Below are 20871 nucleotides of genomic sequence, written 5' to 3' on the forward strand. Positions count from 1 at the left end.
AATTTACAGATTCCCCTACATTGTTAAAGATGGCTATGTAATACTAATAATTAGTTATCTTTAAAATATTAATCTGGAGCACATTCCATGTCTGGCAACATCGTAAACACTACTGACGCAAACTTCGAAGCAGACGTTCTTCAATCAGACGTTCCTGTACTGGTGGACTTTTGGGCAGGCTGGTGTGCACCATGTAAAGCAATTGCACCTGTACTTGAAGTGCTTGCTGATGAATACCAAGGCAAAGTTAAAATCGTGAAAGTTGACGTAACTTCTTGCGAACAAACTGCTGTGAATTTCAACATCCGTAACATCCCGGCTTTGTTGATGTTCAAAAATGGTGAAGTTGTTGCGACTCAAGTCGGTGCTGCACCAAAATCTAAACTGACTGCATTTATTGATGACAATATCTAAGCACAGCATTTTTAGTGAAAAATACGCGACTCATGCTCGCGTATTTTTTCGGCTATAAATTGACAAAGTCAGCATTTTCTCTTATATTCGCTACTCAAGAGATAAAGGATCCTAAATCCTGTCAATTTCTTACAAGACACATTACATAAGATGCCGCTCGGCAATAGAAATTGTTTTCCACATTTTCCTTTGAAACACTCAAACAGATCTCTGAATTGTTCTTTTGCAAATTCAATTGCTTTCGTTTGAATGCTGGTATGCGGCCGAATGTTACTCCCTTTCTAACCTGTACCTCAGAACTTTGATTCTATCTGACCACCTATGAATTTAACCGAACTCAAGAAAAAACCGATTGGCGAACTCATCAAGATTGCCGAGTTTATGGGCCTCGAAGGTATGGCTCGTAACCGTAAGCAAGACATTATTTTTGCCATCTTAAAACGTCATGCAATGAATGGCGAAGAGATTTTTGGTGATGGCGTTCTAGAAATTTTGTCAGATGGTTTTGGCTTTTTACGCTCAGCCGCAGGTTCTTATTTAGCAGGTCCTGACGATATCTATGTCAGCCCTTCTCAAATTCGTCGTTTTAACCTCCGTACTGGCGACACCATTACTGGCACCATTCGCCCGCCGAAAGAAGGCGAACGTTATTTTGCTTTACTTAAAGTCAATCAGATTAACTACGACACACCTGAAAATTCACGAAACAAGATTCTGTTTGAAAACTTGACGCCATTATTCCCGACTGAACAGTTGGTGATGGAGTTGGGCAATGGCACCACTGAAGATTTAACCACCCGTGTGATCGACTTAGTTGCACCGATTGGTAAAGGCCAGCGTTCAATTATTGTGGCTCCGCCGAAAGCGGGTAAAACCATGCTGCTGCAAAGCATTGCACAGTCCATCGTTCGCAATAATCCTGAAGTTATTCTGATCGTTCTCCTAATTGATGAGCGTCCAGAAGAAGTGACTGAGATGGAGCGTACGGTTCGTGGTGAAGTCGTGGCTTCTACTTTTGATGAATCTCCTGCACGTCACGTTCAAGTCGCTGAAATGGTGATTGAAAAAGCAAAACGTCTGGTTGAACATAAGAAAGATGTGGTGATTTTGCTTGACTCGATTACCCGTCTGGCACGTGCTTATAACACTGTGATTCCTTCATCAGGCAAAGTACTGACTGGTGGTGTGGATGCACATGCCTTAGAGCGCCCTAAACGTTTCTTCGGTGCTGCACGTAATATCGAAGAAGGCGGTTCACTGACCATCATTTCTACTGCCCTGATTGAAACCGGTAGTAAAATGGATGAAGTGATTTACGAAGAATTCAAAGGTACAGGTAACCAGGAAATTACCCTTGATCGTCGTATTGCTGAAAAACGCGTGTTCCCTGCAATGAACATCAAGAAATCTGGTACTCGTCGTGAAGAACGCCTGATGTCAGAAGACAATCTGCGTAAAGTCTGGATTCTGCGTAAGCTGCTGCATACTCAAGACGAATTGGCGGCAATGGAATTCTTACTGGATCGTATGAAAGAAACCAAGACCAATGATGATTTCTTTGATCAGATGAAACGCAAAGCTTCAAATTAAAATTTTAAATGAAAGGTCATCTAAACGGTGGCCTTTTTTAGGTTGACATAAATTACAGAATGAAACAATGAAGCCTGATTTATGTAAACTTATTTTTAAGTTTTTGATTAATAAAATATTCAGATTAAAAATTGTATAACTTTTAAGTATTTAATAAGCCTTTCTCCAATCTAAATCTTTCATTCCATTGTTATTTTCTGTTAAAAACTTCTTATTTTTTATCATTTTTCCGTACTTTTTTGATCATTGCCAGTAGCAATTAAAAATGCGCAGTGATAGCATATTTGCAGACCAGTTAGACTGCTCCTGCGTTGTTAGTCCCTAACACAATTAGGAACAATAAAAGCACTTAACAGACTAACTTTGGTTTTTTTTAATCTCAATTTTTAGAGAGTGATGCCATGTTATTCAAAAAAATCGCTATTGCTGCTGCAGTTGCTACTACTCTAGCTTTCGTTGGTTGTGCTAAAAAAGCTGACGACGCTGCTGCTGACGCTAACCAAGCTGCATCTGAAGCTGTAGAAGCTGCATCTGAAGCTGAAGCTGCTGCTGATGCTGCTGCTGTAGAAGCTACTTCTGAAGTTGCTGCTTCTGAAACTGCTGCTCAATAATCTTTTAGATTATTCAGTACAAAAAAAAGAGAGCCTTTGGCTCTCTTTTTTTATTTTAAAAACTGGAACTTAACAATATTGATCCCAGTTTTTAAAAAAGCAGATCAGTTGACCTGCTCATTTCCCACACGTTGACGGAACTTCTGTCCGGCACGGAAGGTGACCACACGGCGTGCAGAAATCGGAATCTCTTCACCCGTTTTCGGGTTACGGCCCGGACGTTGACGCTTATCACGCAACTCGAAATTACCAAAACCCGAAAGTTTTACTTGCTCGCCTGAGATGAGCGCCTGGCTAATCTCATCGAAGAACAACTCAACCATTTGTTTTGCTTCACGACGGTTTAAACTCGTGAGCTCACTTAAATGATCAGCCATTTCTGCTTTAGTTAGTGCTGTCATGAAGCCCTCAATGTCGCTTGGTAAGTGTTTTCTAACACTTGAAGGATATTATCCATACCTGATTTAATTTCAGCATCTTCCAGTGTACGGCTTGGATGCTGCCAGAGAAGTGCAAATGCCAGTGAGCGTTTCCCTTCTTCTACTCCTTGTCCAGTGTACACATCGAACAACCAAGTTGAGTCTAAAAGCTCTCCGCCTGTTTTTTCGATAAGTCCCTGAATTTCGCTAACATTAATCTTATCACTAATTAAAAGCGCAATATCACGTCGAACCGATGGAAAACGTGATAATTCTGTAAAATTAGATACATAAGTTTGCAAAACAGCCGCTTGATCCAATTCTGCTACCCATGTGGTTGCCAGATCAAGTTCGTCTTCAAGTGAGGGATGTAAACGCCCCAAGTAACCAATTGATTGACCATTCACGAGAATTTCTGCGGATTGCCCTGGGTGCAACCAGCTACGCTCTGAACGCACATATTCTACTTTGACACGACCAGCAGCCAGAATTTCTTCTACATCACCCTTAAAGTCAAAGAAGTCCATTGGCTGTGCCTTACCATGCCAAGACTCAGCATGACGTGAACCAGTCGCAATCAATGCAAAAGTTGGAATCTGTTTTAAATCATGGATGCTGCTGGCTTCTTGATAGTCGAAACGCAGACCGAGCTCAAAGAAACGTACACGGCTTTGCTGGCGGTTGACATTGTACTGAACACAAGGAATCAGGCTAGATAGCAAGGTTGAACGCATCACTGCCAAATCACTTGAAATTGGATTAGCTAATGCTAATGGATTCACACTGGAATTAAGTTGCTTTTCAAGTTTTAGGTCTGAGAAGCTAAAGCTGATCGCTTCTTGGTAACCTAAAGTTACGGCAGTTTGACGGAGTTGGCCCAACTCAAATTGATCTTGGTATTTCGCCAATTTCACATCAATCACAGGCAGACTGATTTGAATATTGTCATAACCGTGAATACGTGCCACTTCTTCAATCAAATCTTGATAGATCACCATGTCATAACGATGTGATGGCGGCACTACAGACCACTCACCTTCTGCTTTTACTGTAACTTCACAACCTAAACGGGTTAAAGCATCAGTAATGAACGCTGAGTCAACACTATAACCTAGCAGTTGATCGACTTGGGCTTGATTCAATTCAATTGCGTCACGTGTTGGCAATAGAGCCGCATTTTCGGCAACTGTAATTGGTCCGAACTCACCGCCCGCAAGTTCAGCAATCAATTGTGATGCGCGGTGCATAGCGATCAATGGCAATTCAAAATCGACACCACGTTCATAACGCTGAGAAGCATCGGTATGCAAGCCAAAGCTACGTGCACGACCCGCAATATGCAGTGGCGCGAAGAATGCAGATTCCAGGAAAATTTCAGTGGTTGCATCGCTGACTGCTGAAGACAAGCCGCCCATAATACCGGCAATGGCTAATGCTTTTTCATCATCTGCAATCACCATCACTTTTTCGTTGAGTTCAACTTCTTGTTCATTGAGCAAAACTAACTTTTCAGCTTCCGTCGCTTGACGTACATGTACCGCACCTTGAACTTTACCGCCATCAAATGCGTGTAGCGGTTGACCAAGCTCGATTAATACATAGTTGGTAATATCGACCAGAATGCTGTGCTGACGAATACCTGAACGTGCCAATGCACGCTCCATCCATACAGGAGTCACAGCCTTGGTATTGACGTTCTTGATGACACGACCCAAATAGCGTGGGCAGCCTTCAGTCGATACAACGACTTTCTTTTCTTCGCTAATAGTCGCAGCTACTTCTTTAATTTCAGGGGCAGTTACTGGCAATTGGTTAATCACACCAATTTCACGTGCGATCCCGCGAATACTGAAGCAGTCCCCACGGTTCGGTGTAATGCTGATATCAATCACGTTGTCATCAAGGTCTAGATATTCACGAATGTTCATACCTACTGGTGCATCCGCTGGAAGCTCTAACAAACCATCAATTTTATCTTCTAAACCGATTTCTGAAGCGCCGCACAGCATGCCTTGTGACTCGATACCACGTAGCTTGCCTTTCTTGATTTTGAAATCGCCTGGAAGTACTGCACCAATGGTCGCAACTGGCGCTTTCATGCCGGCACGTACGTTTGGCGCACCACATACAATTTGCAGTGGCTCACCTGAACCGATATTGACAGTGGTCACACGCAAGCGATCTGCATCAGGATGTTGTTCTACTGTCAGGACTTCCCCCACCACTACACCAGTAAATGCTTTTGCTGCAGGTGCAAGCTCATCGACTTCCAGACCCAACATGGTCAATTGATCAGAAAGTTTTTCGCTATCGATGGCTGGGTTGACCCATGTGCGTAGCCAATTTTCGCTAATTTTCATTGATATAAAACCTGTAATTCAAATCTCTAGAATCCCCCTCTGTCCCCCATTTTCCAAAGGGGGAGAACTCCATCTATTTCGCGGAGTCCCTCTCCTTTTTAAAAGGAGAGGTTAAGGAGAGGTATAAATTTGTTTTAAGCAAACTGGCGTAAGAAACGCACATCGTTTTGGAAGAACATACGTAAGTCATTTACGCCATAACGCAGCATTGCAAAACGTTCAACACCCAGACCAAAAGCAAAGCCTTTGTATTTTTCAGGATCAATGCCTGCAGCTTGCAGCACATTCGGATGCACCATACCGCAGCCTAATACTTCTAACCAGCGACCGCGTTCATCCATAATATCCACTTCCGCACTTGGCTCGGTGAACGGGAAATAAGATGGACGGAAACGTACTTTCAAATCTTTTTCGAAGAATTCGTTCAGCAGGTTAATCAGCAAACCTTTCAGTTCCGCGAAGCTGGTATTTTCAGCCACGTATAAACCTTCGATCTGATGAAACATCGGTGAGTGGGTTTGATCCGAATCACAACGGTAAACACGGCCCGGACACACGATCTGGATTGGTGGCTGCTGTGTTTCCATGGTACGAATCTGCACACCAGACGTATGCGTACGCAGCAAATGGTTCACATCAAAATAGAAAGTATCGTGCATGGCACGCGCCGGGTGATGACCCGGAATATTCAGTGCTTCAAAGTTGTGATAGTCATCTTCAACTTCAGGACCTGTTGCAACCGTAAAACCTGCCTTGGTAAAGAACTGGCAAATACGCTCTTGCACCTGGGTCACTGGATGGATACTGCCCACCTGTTGGCCACGACCTGGTAAAGTAATATCAATGGTTTCGCTTGCCAGTTTTTGTTCTAAGGCAGCTTTATGCAATTCTGCCTGACGTGAGGTCAATGCAGCGGTAATAGTTTCACGTACAGCATGGATTTGTGCGCCGAAGACTTTACGTTCTTCAGGATCCATTTTACCAAGCGACTTAGATTGTTCCGCGAGCTGGCTTTTTTTCCCCGTAAATTGCACTCGTACTTGATCAAGTGCAGCAAGGTCTTGAGCTGCTGCAATCGCAGCGAGCGCTTCAGTGGTCAGGGCTTCCAGTGACATAGTAACTCTCAAAGCAACAGGTTAAAAAATATTTTAAAAACCCCACATTCTAACAGTTTTTAGACACTTTGATGAAGATGCGTTTTAAGGAAAATTAGATTGGCATGATTAAATATAAAAAGTATAAGATAAACACAATATCAATCAGATCAAATCACTATGGCACTCGATCAAATTTGGAAACAGCAACTAACCCTCGTCACTTACGGCAATGAGTATTTGACTCAAGACCTGAGTTTCAATCGTTGGATTCAACATTCCATTTTTAATCAGCATCAGTTTGCCTTTCGGGATCTGATATCACAACACCTGCTGGCCCAGCATTTCCAGATCTGGCTGGAAGGCCTGAAAAAACAAGGCGTGCGTCGCCTCAGCTTGCATCGCTCTGATTTACTGGTTGATGAAAAAAATCCGAATGCCAATGTCGAGCTATTACCACTGGCACATTTTATTGTCAGTCATGGTGCCAAAGCTAAAATTGCCTGGATCATCGGCAAGGAACTGCCTGAATGGTATAGCGCAGACAATGATTACGAAGCACCTAAATCACAGCAATCCCCTTTACGCCATGAAACATTCTGGTGTTATGAGTTAAATCCTAAACTGGCCAAACGCATTGATGTCGATCTGGAAGCCCCAAACTGGGATGATATTCAGGCCTATACCGATCATGAACTGTTTGAAAGTAGCCTTGCCCAAGATTTTACCGAACCGGCGTATACCAATTTGCCTTATTACGGCACCATGCCTGCCATTCAGGCCGATAACGAAAGTCATTTGGCCTTAATTCCCACTGACTATTCAGCGGATTATGCTCACCAGACTTTGTACCGCCTAGACGCCTTAAATGACTTTATTCAAACGAAAATCCAGCATCCCTATCGTGCAGATGGCGAAGTACTCAGCCCGGAGCAGCAACTTAACCTGCGACATTTTTCGCAAAAAATTGATGATTTAAGTGCTAAATTCATCAGCAAAGTCGCCAATCACTATAAAACTGCACAGCTAACACCAAAAGTTGCACCTGACCCATTTGTCGGTATGAGTACCGAAGACCGCTCACCAAAAATTTCTAAAGCAGAAAAACCTCAGGACCCAGGCAAATCCAGTTCATCTGCAAATGTGCTGACCTTAATTGTGATCACTGTGATTATCTGTCTGATTGGCTACTATTTCGGCCTTTAACATTTTGCCAGAAAAGCTTGAACATCACGGGCAGAATTCAATGGATATTTTGATATTCATAAGCAGGCATCAACTTGAAATAATGCTGACGATTTTGTGATAGGTTTTCATCATCCATCAGATGATGGAATCACGACTGAGTATCTGTCTTAAAATTTCAGCATTATTTGAATGAGCCGAAGCTGTCATTTGCTGATCGCCCGGAAATGCTCTCTTAATTGACCGATGGATATATTGAGATAAAAGGATAAATCTAGCCAGATCACGGTATCAATCTCCGCCCATTTGACCGGAATGCTACGCGTATAATTACCATCGATCATATAACTGGATTTCACCCTGCCCTATATTTTTGTCACTGATGTTAGCTCGAGCACTAAATTATTTCCCATGATCCGGGTGGATTAGAAGTTAGAGATTCCATTGATAATATAAGTCTTTAAGATTTTCGCCCAGATCACTGGCATCTCCTTCACTGACAAAATAGGCGCCGGTCTTTTCATAAAAATAACGACTGGAATTCAGGTTCAATACGCTGCATTGCATATGCTGATAGGATTTTTCTCGACTTAAACCCAGACCCAATTAAACCAAATCACGTCCAATGCCGCGACCTTGAATATTTTGAAGCAAATAAAGTGCTCTCAATTCACTGATTGGCGCATCTACCGGAAAATTAAAAGCAGCAAAACCCAAAACTTGAGCATTTTCTTCATAGACAAATACCCGTCGATTCTCCTATTCAAGCACAGAACGCCACAAGGCGGCTCTTTGTTCTACACTCAACTTATCGAGAATTTCTGGTTTAATGATATTTTGATAGCTTTCACGCCAGCTTTGTACATGCACTTGGGCAATCGGCAGGACATCGTGTTGGGTGGCAAGTCGAATCATTATTTTTAAGCCTTATTTTTGATTATGCAATTTAACAATGACTAAAAAATATAAGATTTACAATACTGATTTTTAAATAATATTTAAAATGACTACTTTTATTTAAGCATAAAAAAAGACCACCAAATGGCGGTCTTTTTTCAAGTCATAAAGACTTATGCAGCCAATGCATCTTTAGCTTTAGAAGCTAAAGCAGCAAACGCAACTGCGTCATGCATAGCGATGTCAGCAAGTACGCGACGGTCGATAATCACTTGAGCTTTTTTCAAGCCAGCGATCATACGGCTGTACGACAAACCATTTTGACGAGCACCAGCGTTGATACGTGCAATCCACAAAGCGCGGAATTGACGTTTCTTCTGACGACGGTCACGGTAAGCATATTGACCAGCTTTGATTACCGCCTGGAACGCTACGCGGTAAACGCGTGAACGAGCACCATAGTAACCTTTAGCGCGAGCAAGAATTTTTTTGTGACGGCGATGAGCCTGTACACCACGTTTTACACGAGCCATTTATAATCTCCTTAGATGTACGGGCACATACGACGAACTGAAGCAACGTCACTTACGTGAACCATTACACAGCCGCGCAATTGACGAATACGCTTAGCAGATTTTTTGGTCAAAATGTGGCGTTTGAACGCTTGTTTACGCTTAAAACCGTTAGCAGTCGCTTTAAAGCGTTTAGCTGCACCACGGCGAGTTTTCATCTTAGGCATAACAACCTCTTTTGAACACCTGTTCGGCTCGTTTGCACCATTACAAAACGACCTGCAGGTAAGGGAGCGAGTATTCTAAAGCATCTTTGTTTAAAACAAAAGCATCTTCACCCAATAAGCGAATTTAAAGAATGATTTTAGGATTTCAGTCTGAAAAAATATCCAAGACTGAATCAGGAAAATTATTTTCAAGTTTAGAACATGGCAAAGGCCGCATAGACAAACAGATAACGTCCAATTTTAGCGATGCTGACCATCAGCAGAAAACGGACGAGGTTTTCTTTTAATAGTCCCGCAATCAGGGTAATCGGATCACCAATGATAGGCACCCAGCTCAGCAGTAAAGACCAGTAACCATATTTCTGATAGGTCTTTTGCGCCTTGAGCATCTTATCTGCTGAAACCGGGAACCACTTTTTATTTTTATAATGTTCAATCTTGAGACCCAGATACCAGTTCACACAAGACCCCAGAATATTGCCCAGACTGGCCACGGCAATTAACAGCACTGCATGCTGCTTGTTCTGCACTAAAAGCCCCAGCAAAACCGCTTCAGACTGTAAAGGTAGTAAGGTCGCTGCACCAAAGGCCGACAGAAACAGTAAAAATAGGCTCATTACAGCATTAATGGCTCAAGCCCATTTTTTTCTTGGCTTTACTGTATTCCCAACTGGACCAAACGACTGCCGTCACCATCGCCATGATCCGCGCCCACTTATACTGCTCATTGAGCGGTGCAATTGCAGCACGGAGAATCTGCTGATCTTTGGTATTTAGGGCAGCAATCACCTGATCGATATGCACAATTTCAGCAACATACAGCACTAAACATGCAGCAATGCCGAAAAGAATGCTCCAGTAAATTCGGGTATTACTTTCAACAATCTTGGTAAAGTTCAGAAGAAAATCGTTCATATATCCATCCAATAAAAAACCACCGTAAGGGTGGCTTTATTTGCTTAAGGCTATTTTAACATAAAGGCAGACGCTTAACTGACCTGTATTGCCAACGCTTTCTGAACCGCAGGACGAGCATTCAAACGATCGATATATTTGGAAACTTCAGGATAGTCTTCCAGAGTGATCTGCTGCCAGTCATGCCGTAATAACCAAGGGAAAATGGCCATATCTGCAATCGAGTATTCGCCAGCCACATACTCCTGCCCGACCAGCTGTTTATTCAACACCCCATATAAACGCTTGCTTTCATTGACATAGCGCTCTGTGGCATAAGCAATCCGCTCAGGTGCAAAACGGCTAAAGTGATGATTTTGCCCGAGCATCGGCCCCAAACCGCCCATTTGCCACATCAGCCACTGTTCGACCTGAATACGCTTCACTTCATCGGCTGGATAAAACAGACTTGTTTTGCGACCCAGATATTGCAAGATCGCACCTGACTCAAAAATTGAAATGGCGCGGCCATGTGGCCCATCCTGATCAACAATTGCCGGGATTTTATTATTGGGAGAAATAGCCAGAAAATCGGACTGGAACTGGTCATTTTCCAGAATATTGATGGGAATAATTTGATATTCCAGCCCCATTTCTTCTAGAGCAATACTAATTTTATGGCCGTTGGGGGTGCCCCAATAATATAAATCGATCATTTTCTTCTAATACTCCCTGCACTTTTACTATGCGACGATGTACTCAACATAGAGGATTTAGAAAGAAACAACAAGTCTGCATTTTAAAATTATTTTTCAATAAATATCAAAATCTTATTAAAAATTTATATATTTTTTTCTTTTTGATCTTGAAAATTTCAGCTCCAAACACATATTTATTTCTGCATAAGGATTGCGTCAATCTTATGCGCTGTTGATGTCTGACATGACAGATCTTATTTTCTTGTTTTTATAACTTTGCTTTAGTGAGAAGGTTCTAATCATGAGTAACTTAAATCTTCATCCATTATTTCGTCGTAGTATTGGCTTTGATCGCTTGAATGACTTTATTGACTATGCCATGCAAAGCGATGCACCGAATTACCCACCGTATAATATCGAAAAGCGTGGTGAGAATAATTACCGCATCGTGGTGGCAACTGCGGGTTTTCGTCAGGAAGAACTCGACATTCGTCTGGAAAATAAGTTGCTGACCATCCTAGGCAAGCCTGAAAACCAGAGCAATGACAGTATTGAATTCCTGTACAAAGGCATTGCGCGACGTGCATTTAAATTGTCTTTACGTCTGGATGAATATATAGAGGTACAACAGGCAGACTATGAAAATGGTTTATTGATCATCGACTTGCAGCGCATTATTCCAGAAGAAAAATTGCCACGTCAAATCCCGATTGGCAATAAACTGCTCATTGCAAACGATGAAAAATCAGTGGAATAAGCTTGATTAAGTACGCAAAGGAAGGTCCGAAAGGGCCTTTCTTTTTGGCTACAGATTACCTAAGCTCATTAGCAATACGCTTTCTGATCATAAAAATAAACCATGAATGTGCCAGAAAACATCCTGTTTCATCAAGCTAGCCCGATCATGCGCACTACGGAATATTTGCTGTTTTGTTATCCGGTCGGAATATTCAGCATTTTTTATTTCAGCAGTGTGCGTAGCAATTCCAGTTTTTTCCAAGGACTATTATTTTTATGGCAGGAGTCTCCTGACTTTTATATTTATATTGGCGGCTTTCTTGGTCTTTCGCTGCTTATGCAGGGAACCAAACTCAAAATAACCTCACAAGCCATTTATTATACTTTGGCCGGTTTCCGCATCAGCCTGTGCTTAAAACGACATTCCGTACAGTATAGTTTTCTGAATCCGCGCTATGATTCTCTCAAAGCGCACCTCAAACGCTGGCTCTATAACATGCCAGCGCATGTGATTAGTCAACGCGATGGCACTTTGGATTTTAAATTGTGCCAGCCCGGTCTGATGAATCAAATTTGTCTTGGATTTTTCCGGATTCAGCTGTCGATGTTTTCCCGCCAGCAAGCTCAACAGATTATGTACGCCATACAAAGCGCCTGGAATTTTAAAGAATAAAAAAAGCCCTGCATATGCAGGGCTTTTTTCGCTTAATGAGTGCTTACTTTTTCTTTTTAGGACCAAGTAGCATACCCATTTGACGGCCTTCCATTTTCGGCATCTGCTCAACAGTACCGAATTCAGCCACGTCAGCTTCAATTTTTTGCAATTGAGCTAGACCCAACTGTTGGTGCGCCATTTCACGACCACGGAAACGAAGCGTGATTTTCACCTTATTACCTTCTTCAAGGAACTTGATGATTGCACGTAGTTTTACGTTGTAATCACCAACATCAGTACCCGGGCGTAGCTTGATTTCTTTCACCTGGACTTGATGTTGTTTTTTCTTCGCTTCTTTCTGCTTTTGCTTAAGATCAAACAAATGCTTGTTGAAGTCCATGATCTTACATACTGGTGGCTCAGCGTTTGCTACGATCTCAACAAGATCAAGTTCAACACTTTCTGCTGCGCGTAGGGCGTCAGCTAAGCTTACAATCCCTTTCTGCTCACCATTTTCGTCTACAAGACGGACTTCTTTCGCACGAATTTCATCATTCAAGGCAGGACGGTTTGATTTGTTACCGCCCTGTTGATTACGGTCAGGCTGTTTAATCGCTGTTACTCCACAATGTACCGGCCGCGTTCGGCTACGGCTGCTTTTACTAGGTCAACGAAAGCATCGATTGACATAGTACCCAAATTTGTTCCTGAGCGGGTACGCACGTTTACGGTACCTTCCTCTACTTCACGGTCCCCAAGTACCAGTAAGTAAGGAATACGCTCTAATGTACGTTCACGAATCTTAAAGCCGATTTTCTCATTTCTCAAGTCAGAAATTGCACGGATACCGTTTTCTTTAAGTTTTGCGACGACTGACTCACATGCCTCAGCTTGAGAATCGGTAATGTTCATCACACACGCTTGCATTGGTGCCAACCAAGGTGGCATGAAGCCTGCGTAGTGTTCAATCAGTATACCAATAAAACGCTCGAAGCTGCCAAGAATTGCACGATGTAACATTACTGGCTGATCGCGGTCATTATCTTCAGTGACATAAGATGCATCCAGACGTTCTGGCAAGTTAAAGTCACACTGAATGGTACCACACTGCCAGACACGACCTAAGCAGTCTTTCAGAGAGAATTCAATCTTCGGACCGTAGAATGCGCCTTCGCCTGGTTGAAGTTCCCACTCAAGACCTGCAGCATCTAAAGCATCTGCCAAAGATTTTTCTGCCATATCCCAAAGCTTGTCATCACCCACACGTTTTTCAGGACGCGTCGACAACTTCATTTGTACTTCTTCAAAGCCAAAGTCTTTGTATACATCCAGTGTCAATTTGATAAAGTCTGCAACTTCAGGACCAATCTGTTCTTTGGTACAGAAAATGTGCGCATCATCTTGTGTAAAGCCACGTACACGCATAATGCCGTGCAATGAACCAGATGGCTCGTTACGGTGACATGAACCAAACTCTGCCAAACGAACAGGAAGATCACGATACGACTTCAAGCCTTGATTGAACACTTGTACGTGACAAGGACAATTCATTGGCTTCACCGCATAGTTGCGGTTTTCAGAATGCGTGGTGAACATGTTGTCTGCATAGTTAGCAGCATGTCCCGATTTTTCCCACAATGTGAAGTCAACCACTTGCGGTGTGCGGATTTCTTCATAGCCATTGTCTTGCTGAACTTTACGCATGTATTGTTCAAGCACTTGGTAAATGGTCCAGCCGTTCGGATGCCAGAACACCATACCTGGTGCTTCTTCTTGCATATGGAACAGATCAAGCGCTTTACCGATTTTACGGTGGTCGCGTTTTTCTGCTTCTTCAATCCGTTTTACATAGGCTGCAAGCTGCTTCTTGTCTGCCCACGCTGTACCGTAAATACGTTGTAGCTGTTCGTTTTTCGCATCACCGCGCCAGTAAGCACCAGAGATTTTAGTCAGCTTGAACGATTTTAGGAATTTGGTGTTTGGTACGTGCGGACCACGGCACATATCCAAATAATCCTGATGGTAGTACAAGCCCATTTGCGTTTCTTCAGGCATGTCTGCGATCAAGCGCAATTTGTATTCTTCGCCACGCGCAGTGAATTCAGCAATCACTTCATCACGTGGCGTCATCTTCTTCACAACATCATAGTCTTGGTCGATGAGCTTTTTCATACGCTCTTCAATCGCTGCCATGTCGTCTAAGGTAAACGGACGTGGCATCCAGATGTCATAGTAGAAACCTTCCTCAATGACCGGACCAATGACCATCTTTGCTTCTGGGAACAGTTGCTTAACCGCATGACCGACCAAATGCGCGCAAGAATGGCGAATGATCTCGACACCGGCTTCGTCTTTAGGCGTGATAATTTGTAGTGTTGCATCTTCAGTGATGAGATCAGACGCATCAACCAAACGATCGTTGACACGACCAGCAACTGTATTTTTTGCAAGACCAGGACCAATGCTAAGTGCAACGTCCATCACAGATACGGCGTGATCAAACTGTTTTTGATCGCCATTTGGCAAAGTGATAATTGGCATAAGAAATCCTTAAGGAGTGATGCCCCGTACCATGGAGCATATCACCGCGAGATTATGATCGAGGCACAGCCTCAAAAGATAAAAACGGTGGATAAATAAAATCGATTCGAATTTTACACGGCTTGGCCGCATGATTAAACCTTTTCCCAATAAAAATAAGATTTACCGTCAAATCTGTGCCTGATCTTTAAAGGCTTAGGCTCATTTTTCAGTTCAAAATCTCGTTATTCCCGGAACGTCTGCCACTGGATAAACTTTCCCTCTACATAAACATACAGCTGGGCAAATTGTGGGATCAGCGCTTCACTTTGTGTCGGTCTTAAAAACACATAATCATCGACATGAATATCGCACTGCATGGGCACCTGAAGCATTTCCTGATTGCTGCTGCGGCCATACAATATATGCGGTCGGCTTTTTTCAGGATAAATATAATCTGCTCGCCAATAGCCTCCGTAAATAAATATGGCTTTATATTGATGTGGAAGATGATTTAGTAGTTCCAAACCGGGAATCTGGCTATAGGGCAACACTTTTAAAATGGGCGCAGCAATCCAGAGTGCACACTTTAAAGCGGATAAATTTTCCAGATCAAAATCACTCGGCTTAAGCAGCATCGAACCAAAAGCCAGATCATTGCAGATACTTTGCTGACAATGCTGCATAAAGGTTGGACTGCCACCGCCATTAAAACACAGACCTTCATGCCATAAATCCGGGAATTGCTGCTGCAAAATAGTTTTGTATTGTTGATACATCTGCTGCGATTGCTGATAACTTTTGTCGGGACTTTTCAAAATTTTAGGCAGTTTCGCCACATGTGCATCATAGCCCATTAGACCCGAAAGTTTGAGATAAGCCGCGTTGTGTTGAATCAGCTTAAGCAAAGCTATAAATTCAGACTGATTTTGTACGCCGCCACGATGCAGCCCCACATCAATTTCAATATTGAGATTTAAGCTAAGATACAATTCTTGCGCGAGTTGCAGATATTGTTTTAATCGCTCCACATCATCAATTAGCCATTGAATAATTACTTGATCATTGGCTTTATTTTGATCAGACAAAGTTTGATAAAAATGTTTGACTGCCTGAATCGGCATCGGTTTACCCAACAAGATATCGGCTTGCTGAAATGTCCCTATAATCTCCAGCAGATGCGGCAGATGAAAGACCATAAAGCGCTGGGTATTTAGTTTTTCACTGGCCAGTTTGAGTAGCTGAATGCTGGCTAAAGACTTCACTACCAGACGTGGTTTTAACTTCGCAGGCAATTTTGACTGTACATAGTCCAAATTACGTTGATAGGTTTTTAAATCTAAAATCAGTTGCGGTGTGCCAGTGCCCTGCCGTTTTAATTCCTGCGTCAGTTGCTGAAAATAATTTGATTGCATCGCCCTCTCCTCATTTCCCAGATAAAAACAATTCTTTTAAATATGGATTCAGCCATTTTTGCTGTGGATCCAATTGCTGACGTAGCACCATGAAATTATCCCATTTTGGGTAGAGTTCGCGCAGCGAAGCGGTGCTCATGCTATGCAATTTGCCCCAATGCGGCCGTCCCTGATATTTCTGTAAAATCGGTTCAATCAGATCAAAGATGGTGCGGTAATCCTGTTTATAGAACTGGTGAATAGAAATAGACACTGAATCGCGCTGATAAAAAGGACTCAGCCAGATCTCATCGCCTTTGACATAACGGAACTCGATCGGGAAAAACATCGGCACCTGATGTTTACGTAAAATATGCAGAATCTCGTCCAGACACTGCAAGCCTGAATCAACCGGAATCTGATATTCCATTTCATTAAATTTGTTCTGGCGCGGGGTCGGAAAAATCCGGGATGACCAATCTACATAGCAAGTCGATTTAACAAACACACTCAGCAGTTTTTGCAGATAGGGATTTGTCTTTGGGAAAAGTCGCGTCAATTCCGAACATACGGTTAATAAAGTATCTTCCGAAGGCCAGCTTTCCTGTCTCGGCTGAATGTCATCCTCCGTGTCATCCAGGGTTTTCAGTATCACCTGATCGGCATGCAGAAAAGCCCAAAACTCAATATGTCGGTGCTGATGTTTCCATTGACCAATATGGGTAAATATGTCTTTTAATGAACAGAGCTGGATCTGTTCTTTTAGTTTATATCGTGGTCGATTTTGCAGGGTTATTTGGGTCAATATGCCCAAGCTGCCCAATGCCACCCGTCCAGCCTGAAATATCTCAGCATTCTGCTCACGATGACATTGCAACAGCTCTCCATCCGCGGTCAGTAATTCAAAGCCTTCCACAAAAGCAGAGATGCAAGGTAAATCGATGCCCGTGCCATGCGTTCCGGTAGAAATCGCTCCGGCCAGACTTTGCTGGTCTATATCACCCTGATTGATTAAGGCCTGATTGATCGGTGCCAGATCTTTCCCTAAATCATATAAACGCGTACCGGCCTGCACAGTGCATTGGGTTTTCTCTTGATCAAAGGCAACGATACCTTTTAACAAATCGAGATTAAGCAACACCTCATCTGTTTTGGCCAATGGGCTAAATGAATGTCCTGCACCCACTGCACAAATGTGTGCATGGGTCTTCACTAAACTTTGTAATTCACTGATCTGGCTGGGCTGAACAATCCGAGCGGCACTGAACTGGCTCCCCGACCAGTTTCGCCAGACGTCATTCGCCTGTTGTATTTTCATTATTCTTCCTGGGCTCATATTATTTTAATGGCTGAACTAGAGTAAAATACCTAAAAAATCAAACTTGGGAACCCATGCGTTCAAAACATTTAAGTAGGGTTAAATATTTTTATTAATATTCAAATACTTAAAATTTGTAAAATCGCACTCGACTAAAGCATAAATGCAAGATTTCTGAGAAATACATATCTTTTCAACAGGATATGAAAATAAATATAGAACGGAGTTTTACAATGGTTAGCGCATATGATGAATTACCGCGTACCCCCGCGAATTTTGTAGCCTTATCACCTTTACGCTATCTTGATCGTGCAGCTTATATCTATCCAAACCAGAACGCGATTATTCACGGTAAGCGTCGTATTACCTGGCGTGAGAAATACAACCGTTGTCGTCAGTTTGCCAACCAACTCCAAAAATTAGGCATCGGTAAAAATGATACCGTGTCTGTCCTGCTGCCTAACGTCCCTGCCATGATCGAAGCGCATTTTGCTGTACCAATGGCAGGTGCCGTCCTGAATACCTTAAATACCCGTCTGGATGCCAAGACCCTTGCTTTCATGCTGGAACATGCTGAGAGCAAAGTATTATTGGTTGATCCTGAATTTACTGCACTTGCGACTGAAGCACTCGCTCTAGTTTCACAAGACATTTATGTCATTGATGTGGCTGATGCAGAGTTTGAAGGTGAAGACCAGCGTATTGGCCAAATCGAATATGAAGACTGGATTGCGCAAGGCGATGCAAACTTTGAATGGCATTTACCTCAAGATGAATGGGATGCCATCAGTTTAAGTTACACTTCTGGGACCACCGGCAACCCGAAAGGCGTGGTCTATCATCATCGTGGTGCCTACATTAACGCAGCCAGTAATATTATCGCCTGTGGCATGACACCACGCGCTACCTATTTATGGACACTTCCGCTGTTCCACTGTAATGGCTGGTGCTTTGCCTGGACCATGGCGGCCAATGGCGGAACCAACGTTTGCTTGCGTAAAGTCGATGCTGAACTGATCTTTAAACTGATTGCTGAACATAAAGTCGATTACTTCTGTGGGGCACCGATTGTCTTGTCAATGCTGATTAACGCACCTGAAGAGAAAAAGGCCAAGATTGATCACCGTGTCGAAGTGATGGTCGCGGGTGCTGCACCGCCAGCTGCGATTATCGAAGGCATGCGCAATATCGGTATTAATGTAACGCATGTTTATGGCTTGACTGAAACCTATGGCCCTTCTGCCCTATGTGCATCTCAGGCAGGCTGGAGTGATTTATCCATTCAGGAACAGGCGCAGTTGCACTCCCGTCAGGGCGTACCGTATCCATTGCAAGATGGCATGAAAGTACTTGATCCGGATACCATGCAGGAAGTGCCACACGATGGCCAGACCATGGGTGAAATCATGTTCCGTGGCAATATCGTGATGAAAGGCTATCTGAAAAATCCCGAAGCTACCGCGGAAGCCTTTGCGGGAGGCTGGTTCCATACAGGAGATCTGGCAGTTTGCCAACCGGATGGCTATGCCAAAATTACCGACCGCTCTAAAGACGTGATTATTTCCGGCGGGGAAAATATTTCATCACTTGAAGTGGAGGAAGTGCTGTATCAGCATCCGGCGGTGCTGACTGCGGCGGTAGTCGCCAAGCCTGATCCACGCTGGCAGGAAGTTCCTTGTGCCTTTATTGAACTCAAAGAAGGAACAAAAGCCACCGAAGAAGAAATTATGGAATTCTGCAAACAGCATTTAGCGCGTTTTAAAGTACCTAAAGATCTAGTGATTACCGAAATTCCAAAAACTTCGACCGGTAAATTACAGAAATTTGTTTTACGTGAATGGGCTAAAGAGCGTGCGCAAGGTGAATTTTCTTAATTCCATACAAGTATATTCTTTTAAAATCTGCTCAATAAAAAAATCGTGCTAAGAAAACTTAGCACGATTTTTTATTGAAATAACCTCTCCCAAACCCTCTCCTGCAAGGCATAGGTATCTACACAATTCCTGAACTTTGCGTTAAATTGAAGAGCATGCTCTTCAATTTAACATCTCTGGCCTGGATCAGCGTCTTGTCAAGCGCTATAACAGCCTTGTAAAGCTCAATATGAACCCTCTTGCTTCACTTGCTCCGGCAATCAAAGACCTGGCTTCTGCCCAAAAGTCGAGTTTCGCAACCACACAAGCGGTCTGGCGATTCCTGAATAATGACAAAATCTCTTTTAGTCAGTTAAACCAGCCAATTGAACATCTTGCATGTGAACAGATCAAGGCATCACCGCATCAATATGCATTGATTGTTCATGACTGGTCTCAGCTACAGTATGTGAAACACCATCATAAAATTCAGCGCCTGCAAAGAACCCATCAATATGATTCAGGCTATGAATTGCAAAGCAGTCTGCTGGTTGATGCAGCCTCGGGACTACCTATTGCGCCACTGGCGCAGACACTATCAGATGCCTCAGGCTGCTATTCCACATTCAGTCAACACTCTGCTGGGCGCAAATCTCATCTAGATTCACTTACCGAACAAATCAAAGTGATTGAACAATATCCCATTGAGAAAACATGTGTTCATATCATTGATCGTGAAGGTGACTCCATTGCCCACCTAAGGGAAATGAGCAGCCAGGGTTTTAAATGGCTGATTCGGGCGAAAGAAGGCCATCGAATTGAGCATCAGGGCAAAACATGCAAAGTTGCAGAAGCCGCAGAACGAGTAGAAACGCAGCAGGTCCAGCCGATTGCCTATAAAGGAAACCGGCATATGTTGCATGTGGGAGAAACTGCTATCCGGATAACACGTGCAGCAAAACCGAAGAGAAATGACGATTCAGGCCAACGGGTTGCTCCCCAGCCAGGGAGTGCGATTGAAGCCAGATTAATTGTTGCCGTAGTGAAAGATGATCAGGATAAGACCGTCGCAAGATGGTCACTAATCAGCAATGTTCCATCAGAGATTACTACGGTAGAGATGACAACCTGGTATTACTGGCGCTGGACAATTGAATGCTATTTCAAGCTGCTCAAGCAGGCAGGTCATGATATTGAAGCATGGCTTCAGACCAGACCTGAAGCCATTTTAAGGCGGTTACTGATTAGCTGTATGGCTTGTGTTTTAACTTGGCGAATCCAGCGTTCTGAAGATGAACACCATCAGAAAATTCGTGTATTTCTCACCCGTCTTTCAGGTCGGCAGCAGAAAAGAGGTAGGTTGGAAAGTGCACCTGCCTTATTGGCAGGGCTTTCGATTTTACTGAACACTCTTCAACTGCTCTCGGAATATTCAATAGATGAACTCAATGAGATAGCCACAATGGCATTAGGTATCTCATAGATGTGTAGA

General features: G+C 43.2%; 22 protein-coding genes and 1 pseudogene. 8 read left to right on the forward strand and 15 right to left on the reverse strand.

From position 1 onward, the window contains the following. Positions 1–87: 87 nt before the first annotated feature. From trxA to F890_RS13710, 3 genes are all read left to right on the forward strand, one after another. Positions 88–414 carry a thioredoxin gene (gene trxA / locus F890_RS13700; protein ID WP_004278266.1) on the forward strand — a complete coding sequence of 109 codons (327 nt, stop codon included), beginning with the start codon at positions 88–90 and terminating at the stop codon, positions 412–414. A gap of 321 nt (positions 415–735) precedes the next feature. Continuing rightward, positions 736–2004, forward strand: a complete 1269-nt coding sequence (gene rho, locus F890_RS13705) for a transcription termination factor Rho (RefSeq protein WP_004278267.1) — start codon at positions 736–738, stop codon at positions 2002–2004. Positions 2005–2405: 401 nt separating this feature from the next. Then, positions 2406–2615 (forward strand): hypothetical protein, encoded by a 210-nt coding sequence (locus F890_RS13710; protein WP_005267421.1) that lies wholly within the window; start codon positions 2406–2408, stop codon positions 2613–2615. A gap of 104 nt (positions 2616–2719) precedes the next feature. Here F890_RS13710 and F890_RS13715 read toward each other — a convergent pair whose 3' ends face one another. The 3 genes from F890_RS13715 to pheS all read right to left on the reverse strand — a co-directional run bounded on the left by F890_RS13715 (position 2720) and on the right by pheS (position 6509). Continuing rightward, positions 2720–3016, reverse strand: coding sequence for an integration host factor subunit alpha (locus F890_RS13715; RefSeq protein WP_004278269.1), 297 nt, complete (start codon positions 3014–3016; stop codon positions 2720–2722). Then, positions 3013–5394 (reverse strand): phenylalanine--tRNA ligase subunit beta, encoded by a 2382-nt coding sequence (gene pheT / locus F890_RS13720; RefSeq protein ID WP_004732941.1) that lies wholly within the window; start codon positions 5392–5394, stop codon positions 3013–3015. Before pheT ends, F890_RS13715 begins: the two co-directional genes overlap by 4 nt. 134 nt (positions 5395–5528) lie before the next feature. Then, complete coding sequence (gene pheS, locus F890_RS13725; RefSeq protein ID WP_004278272.1) at positions 5529–6509, reverse strand: phenylalanine--tRNA ligase subunit alpha; 981 nt, start codon at positions 6507–6509, stop codon at positions 5529–5531. A gap of 159 nt (positions 6510–6668) precedes the next feature. Here pheS and F890_RS13730 point away from each other — a divergent pair, with 159 nt between their 5' ends. Continuing rightward, positions 6669–7694, forward strand: a complete 1026-nt coding sequence (locus F890_RS13730; RefSeq protein ID WP_005103324.1) for a hypothetical protein — start codon at positions 6669–6671, stop codon at positions 7692–7694. Positions 7695–7879: 185 nt separating this feature from the next. Here the strand turns inward: F890_RS13730 and F890_RS18635 are convergent, their stop codons facing one another. The 8 genes and pseudogenes from F890_RS18635 to F890_RS13760 all read right to left on the reverse strand — a co-directional run bounded on the left by F890_RS18635 (position 7880) and on the right by F890_RS13760 (position 10919). Then, entirely contained in the window at positions 7880–8017 is a 138-nt protein-coding gene (locus F890_RS18635) for a hypothetical protein (RefSeq protein WP_017398042.1), read from the reverse strand. A 262-nt stretch (positions 8018–8279) separates the two neighbouring features. Then, positions 8280–8417, reverse strand: a pseudogene (locus F890_RS19150) (GNAT family N-acetyltransferase); the annotation flags it as partial. A 15-nt stretch (positions 8418–8432) separates the two neighbouring features. Continuing rightward, positions 8433–8588, reverse strand: a complete 156-nt coding sequence (locus tag F890_RS19155; protein WP_004732946.1) for a hypothetical protein — start codon at positions 8586–8588, stop codon at positions 8433–8435. Positions 8589–8743: 155 nt separating this feature from the next. Continuing rightward, complete coding sequence (gene rplT, locus F890_RS13740) at positions 8744–9103, reverse strand: 50S ribosomal protein L20 (RefSeq protein WP_004647525.1); 360 nt, start codon at positions 9101–9103, stop codon at positions 8744–8746. A gap of 11 nt (positions 9104–9114) precedes the next feature. Next, entirely contained in the window at positions 9115–9309 is a 195-nt protein-coding gene (gene rpmI / locus F890_RS13745) for a 50S ribosomal protein L35 (protein WP_004278281.1), read from the reverse strand. Positions 9310–9503: 194 nt separating this feature from the next. Next, on the reverse strand, positions 9504–9926 hold the full coding sequence (locus F890_RS13750) for a YqaA family protein (protein ID WP_004732949.1): 423 nt from the start codon (positions 9924–9926) through the stop codon (positions 9504–9506). A gap of 7 nt (positions 9927–9933) precedes the next feature. Beyond that, on the reverse strand, positions 9934–10224 hold the full coding sequence (locus tag F890_RS13755) for a hypothetical protein (protein ID WP_004732951.1): 291 nt from the start codon (positions 10222–10224) through the stop codon (positions 9934–9936). Positions 10225–10298: 74 nt separating this feature from the next. Then, positions 10299–10919, reverse strand: coding sequence for a glutathione S-transferase family protein (locus tag F890_RS13760; protein ID WP_004732952.1), 621 nt, complete (start codon positions 10917–10919; stop codon positions 10299–10301). 283 nt (positions 10920–11202) lie between these two features. On the opposite strand from F890_RS13760, the gene F890_RS13765 reads away from it, so the two are divergent. Further along, the gene (locus F890_RS13765) at positions 11203–11658 is read left to right on the forward strand and encodes an Hsp20 family protein (RefSeq protein ID WP_004732955.1); all 456 of its coding nucleotides are present in this window, start codon (positions 11203–11205) and stop codon (positions 11656–11658) included. Positions 11659–11760: 102 nt separating this feature from the next. After that, positions 11761–12312 (forward strand): hypothetical protein, encoded by a 552-nt coding sequence (locus tag F890_RS13770; protein ID WP_005103316.1) that lies wholly within the window; start codon positions 11761–11763, stop codon positions 12310–12312. Positions 12313–12355: 43 nt separating this feature from the next. On the opposite strand, the gene infC is transcribed toward F890_RS13770, so the two are convergent. From infC to F890_RS13790, 4 genes are all read right to left on the reverse strand, one after another. Then, entirely contained in the window at positions 12356–12907 is a 552-nt protein-coding gene (gene infC, locus F890_RS13775) for a translation initiation factor IF-3 (RefSeq protein WP_071850398.1), read from the reverse strand. 5 nt (positions 12908–12912) lie between these two features. After that, entirely contained in the window at positions 12913–14835 is a 1923-nt protein-coding gene (thrS, locus tag F890_RS13780; RefSeq protein WP_004278291.1) for a threonine--tRNA ligase, read from the reverse strand. 224 nt (positions 14836–15059) lie between these two features. Further along, positions 15060–16229 carry an alanine racemase gene (locus F890_RS13785; protein WP_005267424.1) on the reverse strand — a complete coding sequence of 390 codons (1170 nt, stop codon included), beginning with the start codon at positions 16227–16229 and terminating at the stop codon, positions 15060–15062. Positions 16230–16239: 10 nt separating this feature from the next. After that, positions 16240–17526 (reverse strand): D-arabinono-1,4-lactone oxidase, encoded by a 1287-nt coding sequence (locus tag F890_RS13790; RefSeq protein WP_005267425.1) that lies wholly within the window; start codon positions 17524–17526, stop codon positions 16240–16242. A gap of 233 nt (positions 17527–17759) precedes the next feature. Here F890_RS13790 and F890_RS13795 point away from each other — a divergent pair, with 233 nt between their 5' ends. Next, positions 17760–19400, forward strand: coding sequence for an acyl-CoA synthetase (locus F890_RS13795; RefSeq protein ID WP_005267426.1), 1641 nt, complete (start codon positions 17760–17762; stop codon positions 19398–19400). Between the two features lie 229 nt (positions 19401–19629). Next, positions 19630–20862, forward strand: coding sequence for a transposase (locus tag F890_RS13800; protein WP_004730312.1), 1233 nt, complete (start codon positions 19630–19632; stop codon positions 20860–20862). Positions 20863–20871 lie beyond the last annotated feature (9 nt).

Origin of the sequence: Acinetobacter sp. CIP 64.7 (assembly GCF_000369745.1) — a bacterium.
In the GTDB taxonomy this organism is placed as follows: domain Bacteria; phylum Pseudomonadota; class Gammaproteobacteria; order Pseudomonadales; family Moraxellaceae; genus Acinetobacter; species Acinetobacter fasciculus.

What these genes read in the sequence shown, in the direction of transcription:
- F890_RS13795 (WP_005267426.1), top strand. Translation starts at nt 17,760, where the DNA reads ATGGTTAGCGCATATGATGAATTACCGCGTACCCCCGCGAATTTTGTA.
- pheT (WP_004732941.1), bottom strand. Translation starts at nt 5,394, where the DNA reads ATGAAAATTAGCGAAAATTGGCTACGCACATGGGTCAACCCAGCCATC.
- F890_RS13760 (WP_004732952.1), bottom strand. Translation starts at nt 10,919, where the DNA reads ATGATCGATTTATATTATTGGGGCACCCCCAACGGCCATAAAATTAGT.
- F890_RS13715 (WP_004278269.1), bottom strand. Translation starts at nt 3,016, where the DNA reads ATGACAGCACTAACTAAAGCAGAAATGGCTGATCATTTAAGTGAGCTC.
- F890_RS13750 (WP_004732949.1), bottom strand. Translation starts at nt 9,926, where the DNA reads ATGAGCCTATTTTTACTGTTTCTGTCGGCCTTTGGTGCAGCGACCTTA.
- F890_RS13710 (WP_005267421.1), top strand. Translation starts at nt 2,406, where the DNA reads ATGTTATTCAAAAAAATCGCTATTGCTGCTGCAGTTGCTACTACTCTA.
- pheS (WP_004278272.1), bottom strand. Translation starts at nt 6,509, where the DNA reads ATGTCACTGGAAGCCCTGACCACTGAAGCGCTCGCTGCGATTGCAGCA.
- trxA (WP_004278266.1), top strand. Translation starts at nt 88, where the DNA reads ATGTCTGGCAACATCGTAAACACTACTGACGCAAACTTCGAAGCAGAC.
- F890_RS13755 (WP_004732951.1), bottom strand. Translation starts at nt 10,224, where the DNA reads ATGAACGATTTTCTTCTGAACTTTACCAAGATTGTTGAAAGTAATACC.
- rplT (WP_004647525.1), bottom strand. Translation starts at nt 9,103, where the DNA reads ATGGCTCGTGTAAAACGTGGTGTACAGGCTCATCGCCGTCACAAAAAA.
- F890_RS18635 (WP_017398042.1), bottom strand. Translation starts at nt 8,017, where the DNA reads ATGATCGATGGTAATTATACGCGTAGCATTCCGGTCAAATGGGCGGAG.
- F890_RS13800 (WP_004730312.1), top strand. Translation starts at nt 19,630, where the DNA reads ATGAACCCTCTTGCTTCACTTGCTCCGGCAATCAAAGACCTGGCTTCT.
- F890_RS19155 (WP_004732946.1), bottom strand. Translation starts at nt 8,588, where the DNA reads ATGATTCGACTTGCCACCCAACACGATGTCCTGCCGATTGCCCAAGTG.
- F890_RS13785 (WP_005267424.1), bottom strand. Translation starts at nt 16,229, where the DNA reads ATGCAATCAAATTATTTTCAGCAACTGACGCAGGAATTAAAACGGCAG.
- F890_RS13770 (WP_005103316.1), top strand. Translation starts at nt 11,761, where the DNA reads ATGAATGTGCCAGAAAACATCCTGTTTCATCAAGCTAGCCCGATCATG.
- rho (WP_004278267.1), top strand. Translation starts at nt 736, where the DNA reads ATGAATTTAACCGAACTCAAGAAAAAACCGATTGGCGAACTCATCAAG.
- F890_RS13765 (WP_004732955.1), top strand. Translation starts at nt 11,203, where the DNA reads ATGAGTAACTTAAATCTTCATCCATTATTTCGTCGTAGTATTGGCTTT.
- thrS (WP_004278291.1), bottom strand. Translation starts at nt 14,835, where the DNA reads ATGCCAATTATCACTTTGCCAAATGGCGATCAAAAACAGTTTGATCAC.
- F890_RS13790 (WP_005267425.1), bottom strand. Translation starts at nt 17,526, where the DNA reads ATGAAAATACAACAGGCGAATGACGTCTGGCGAAACTGGTCGGGGAGC.
- rpmI (WP_004278281.1), bottom strand. Translation starts at nt 9,309, where the DNA reads ATGCCTAAGATGAAAACTCGCCGTGGTGCAGCTAAACGCTTTAAAGCG.
- F890_RS13730 (WP_005103324.1), top strand. Translation starts at nt 6,669, where the DNA reads ATGGCACTCGATCAAATTTGGAAACAGCAACTAACCCTCGTCACTTAC.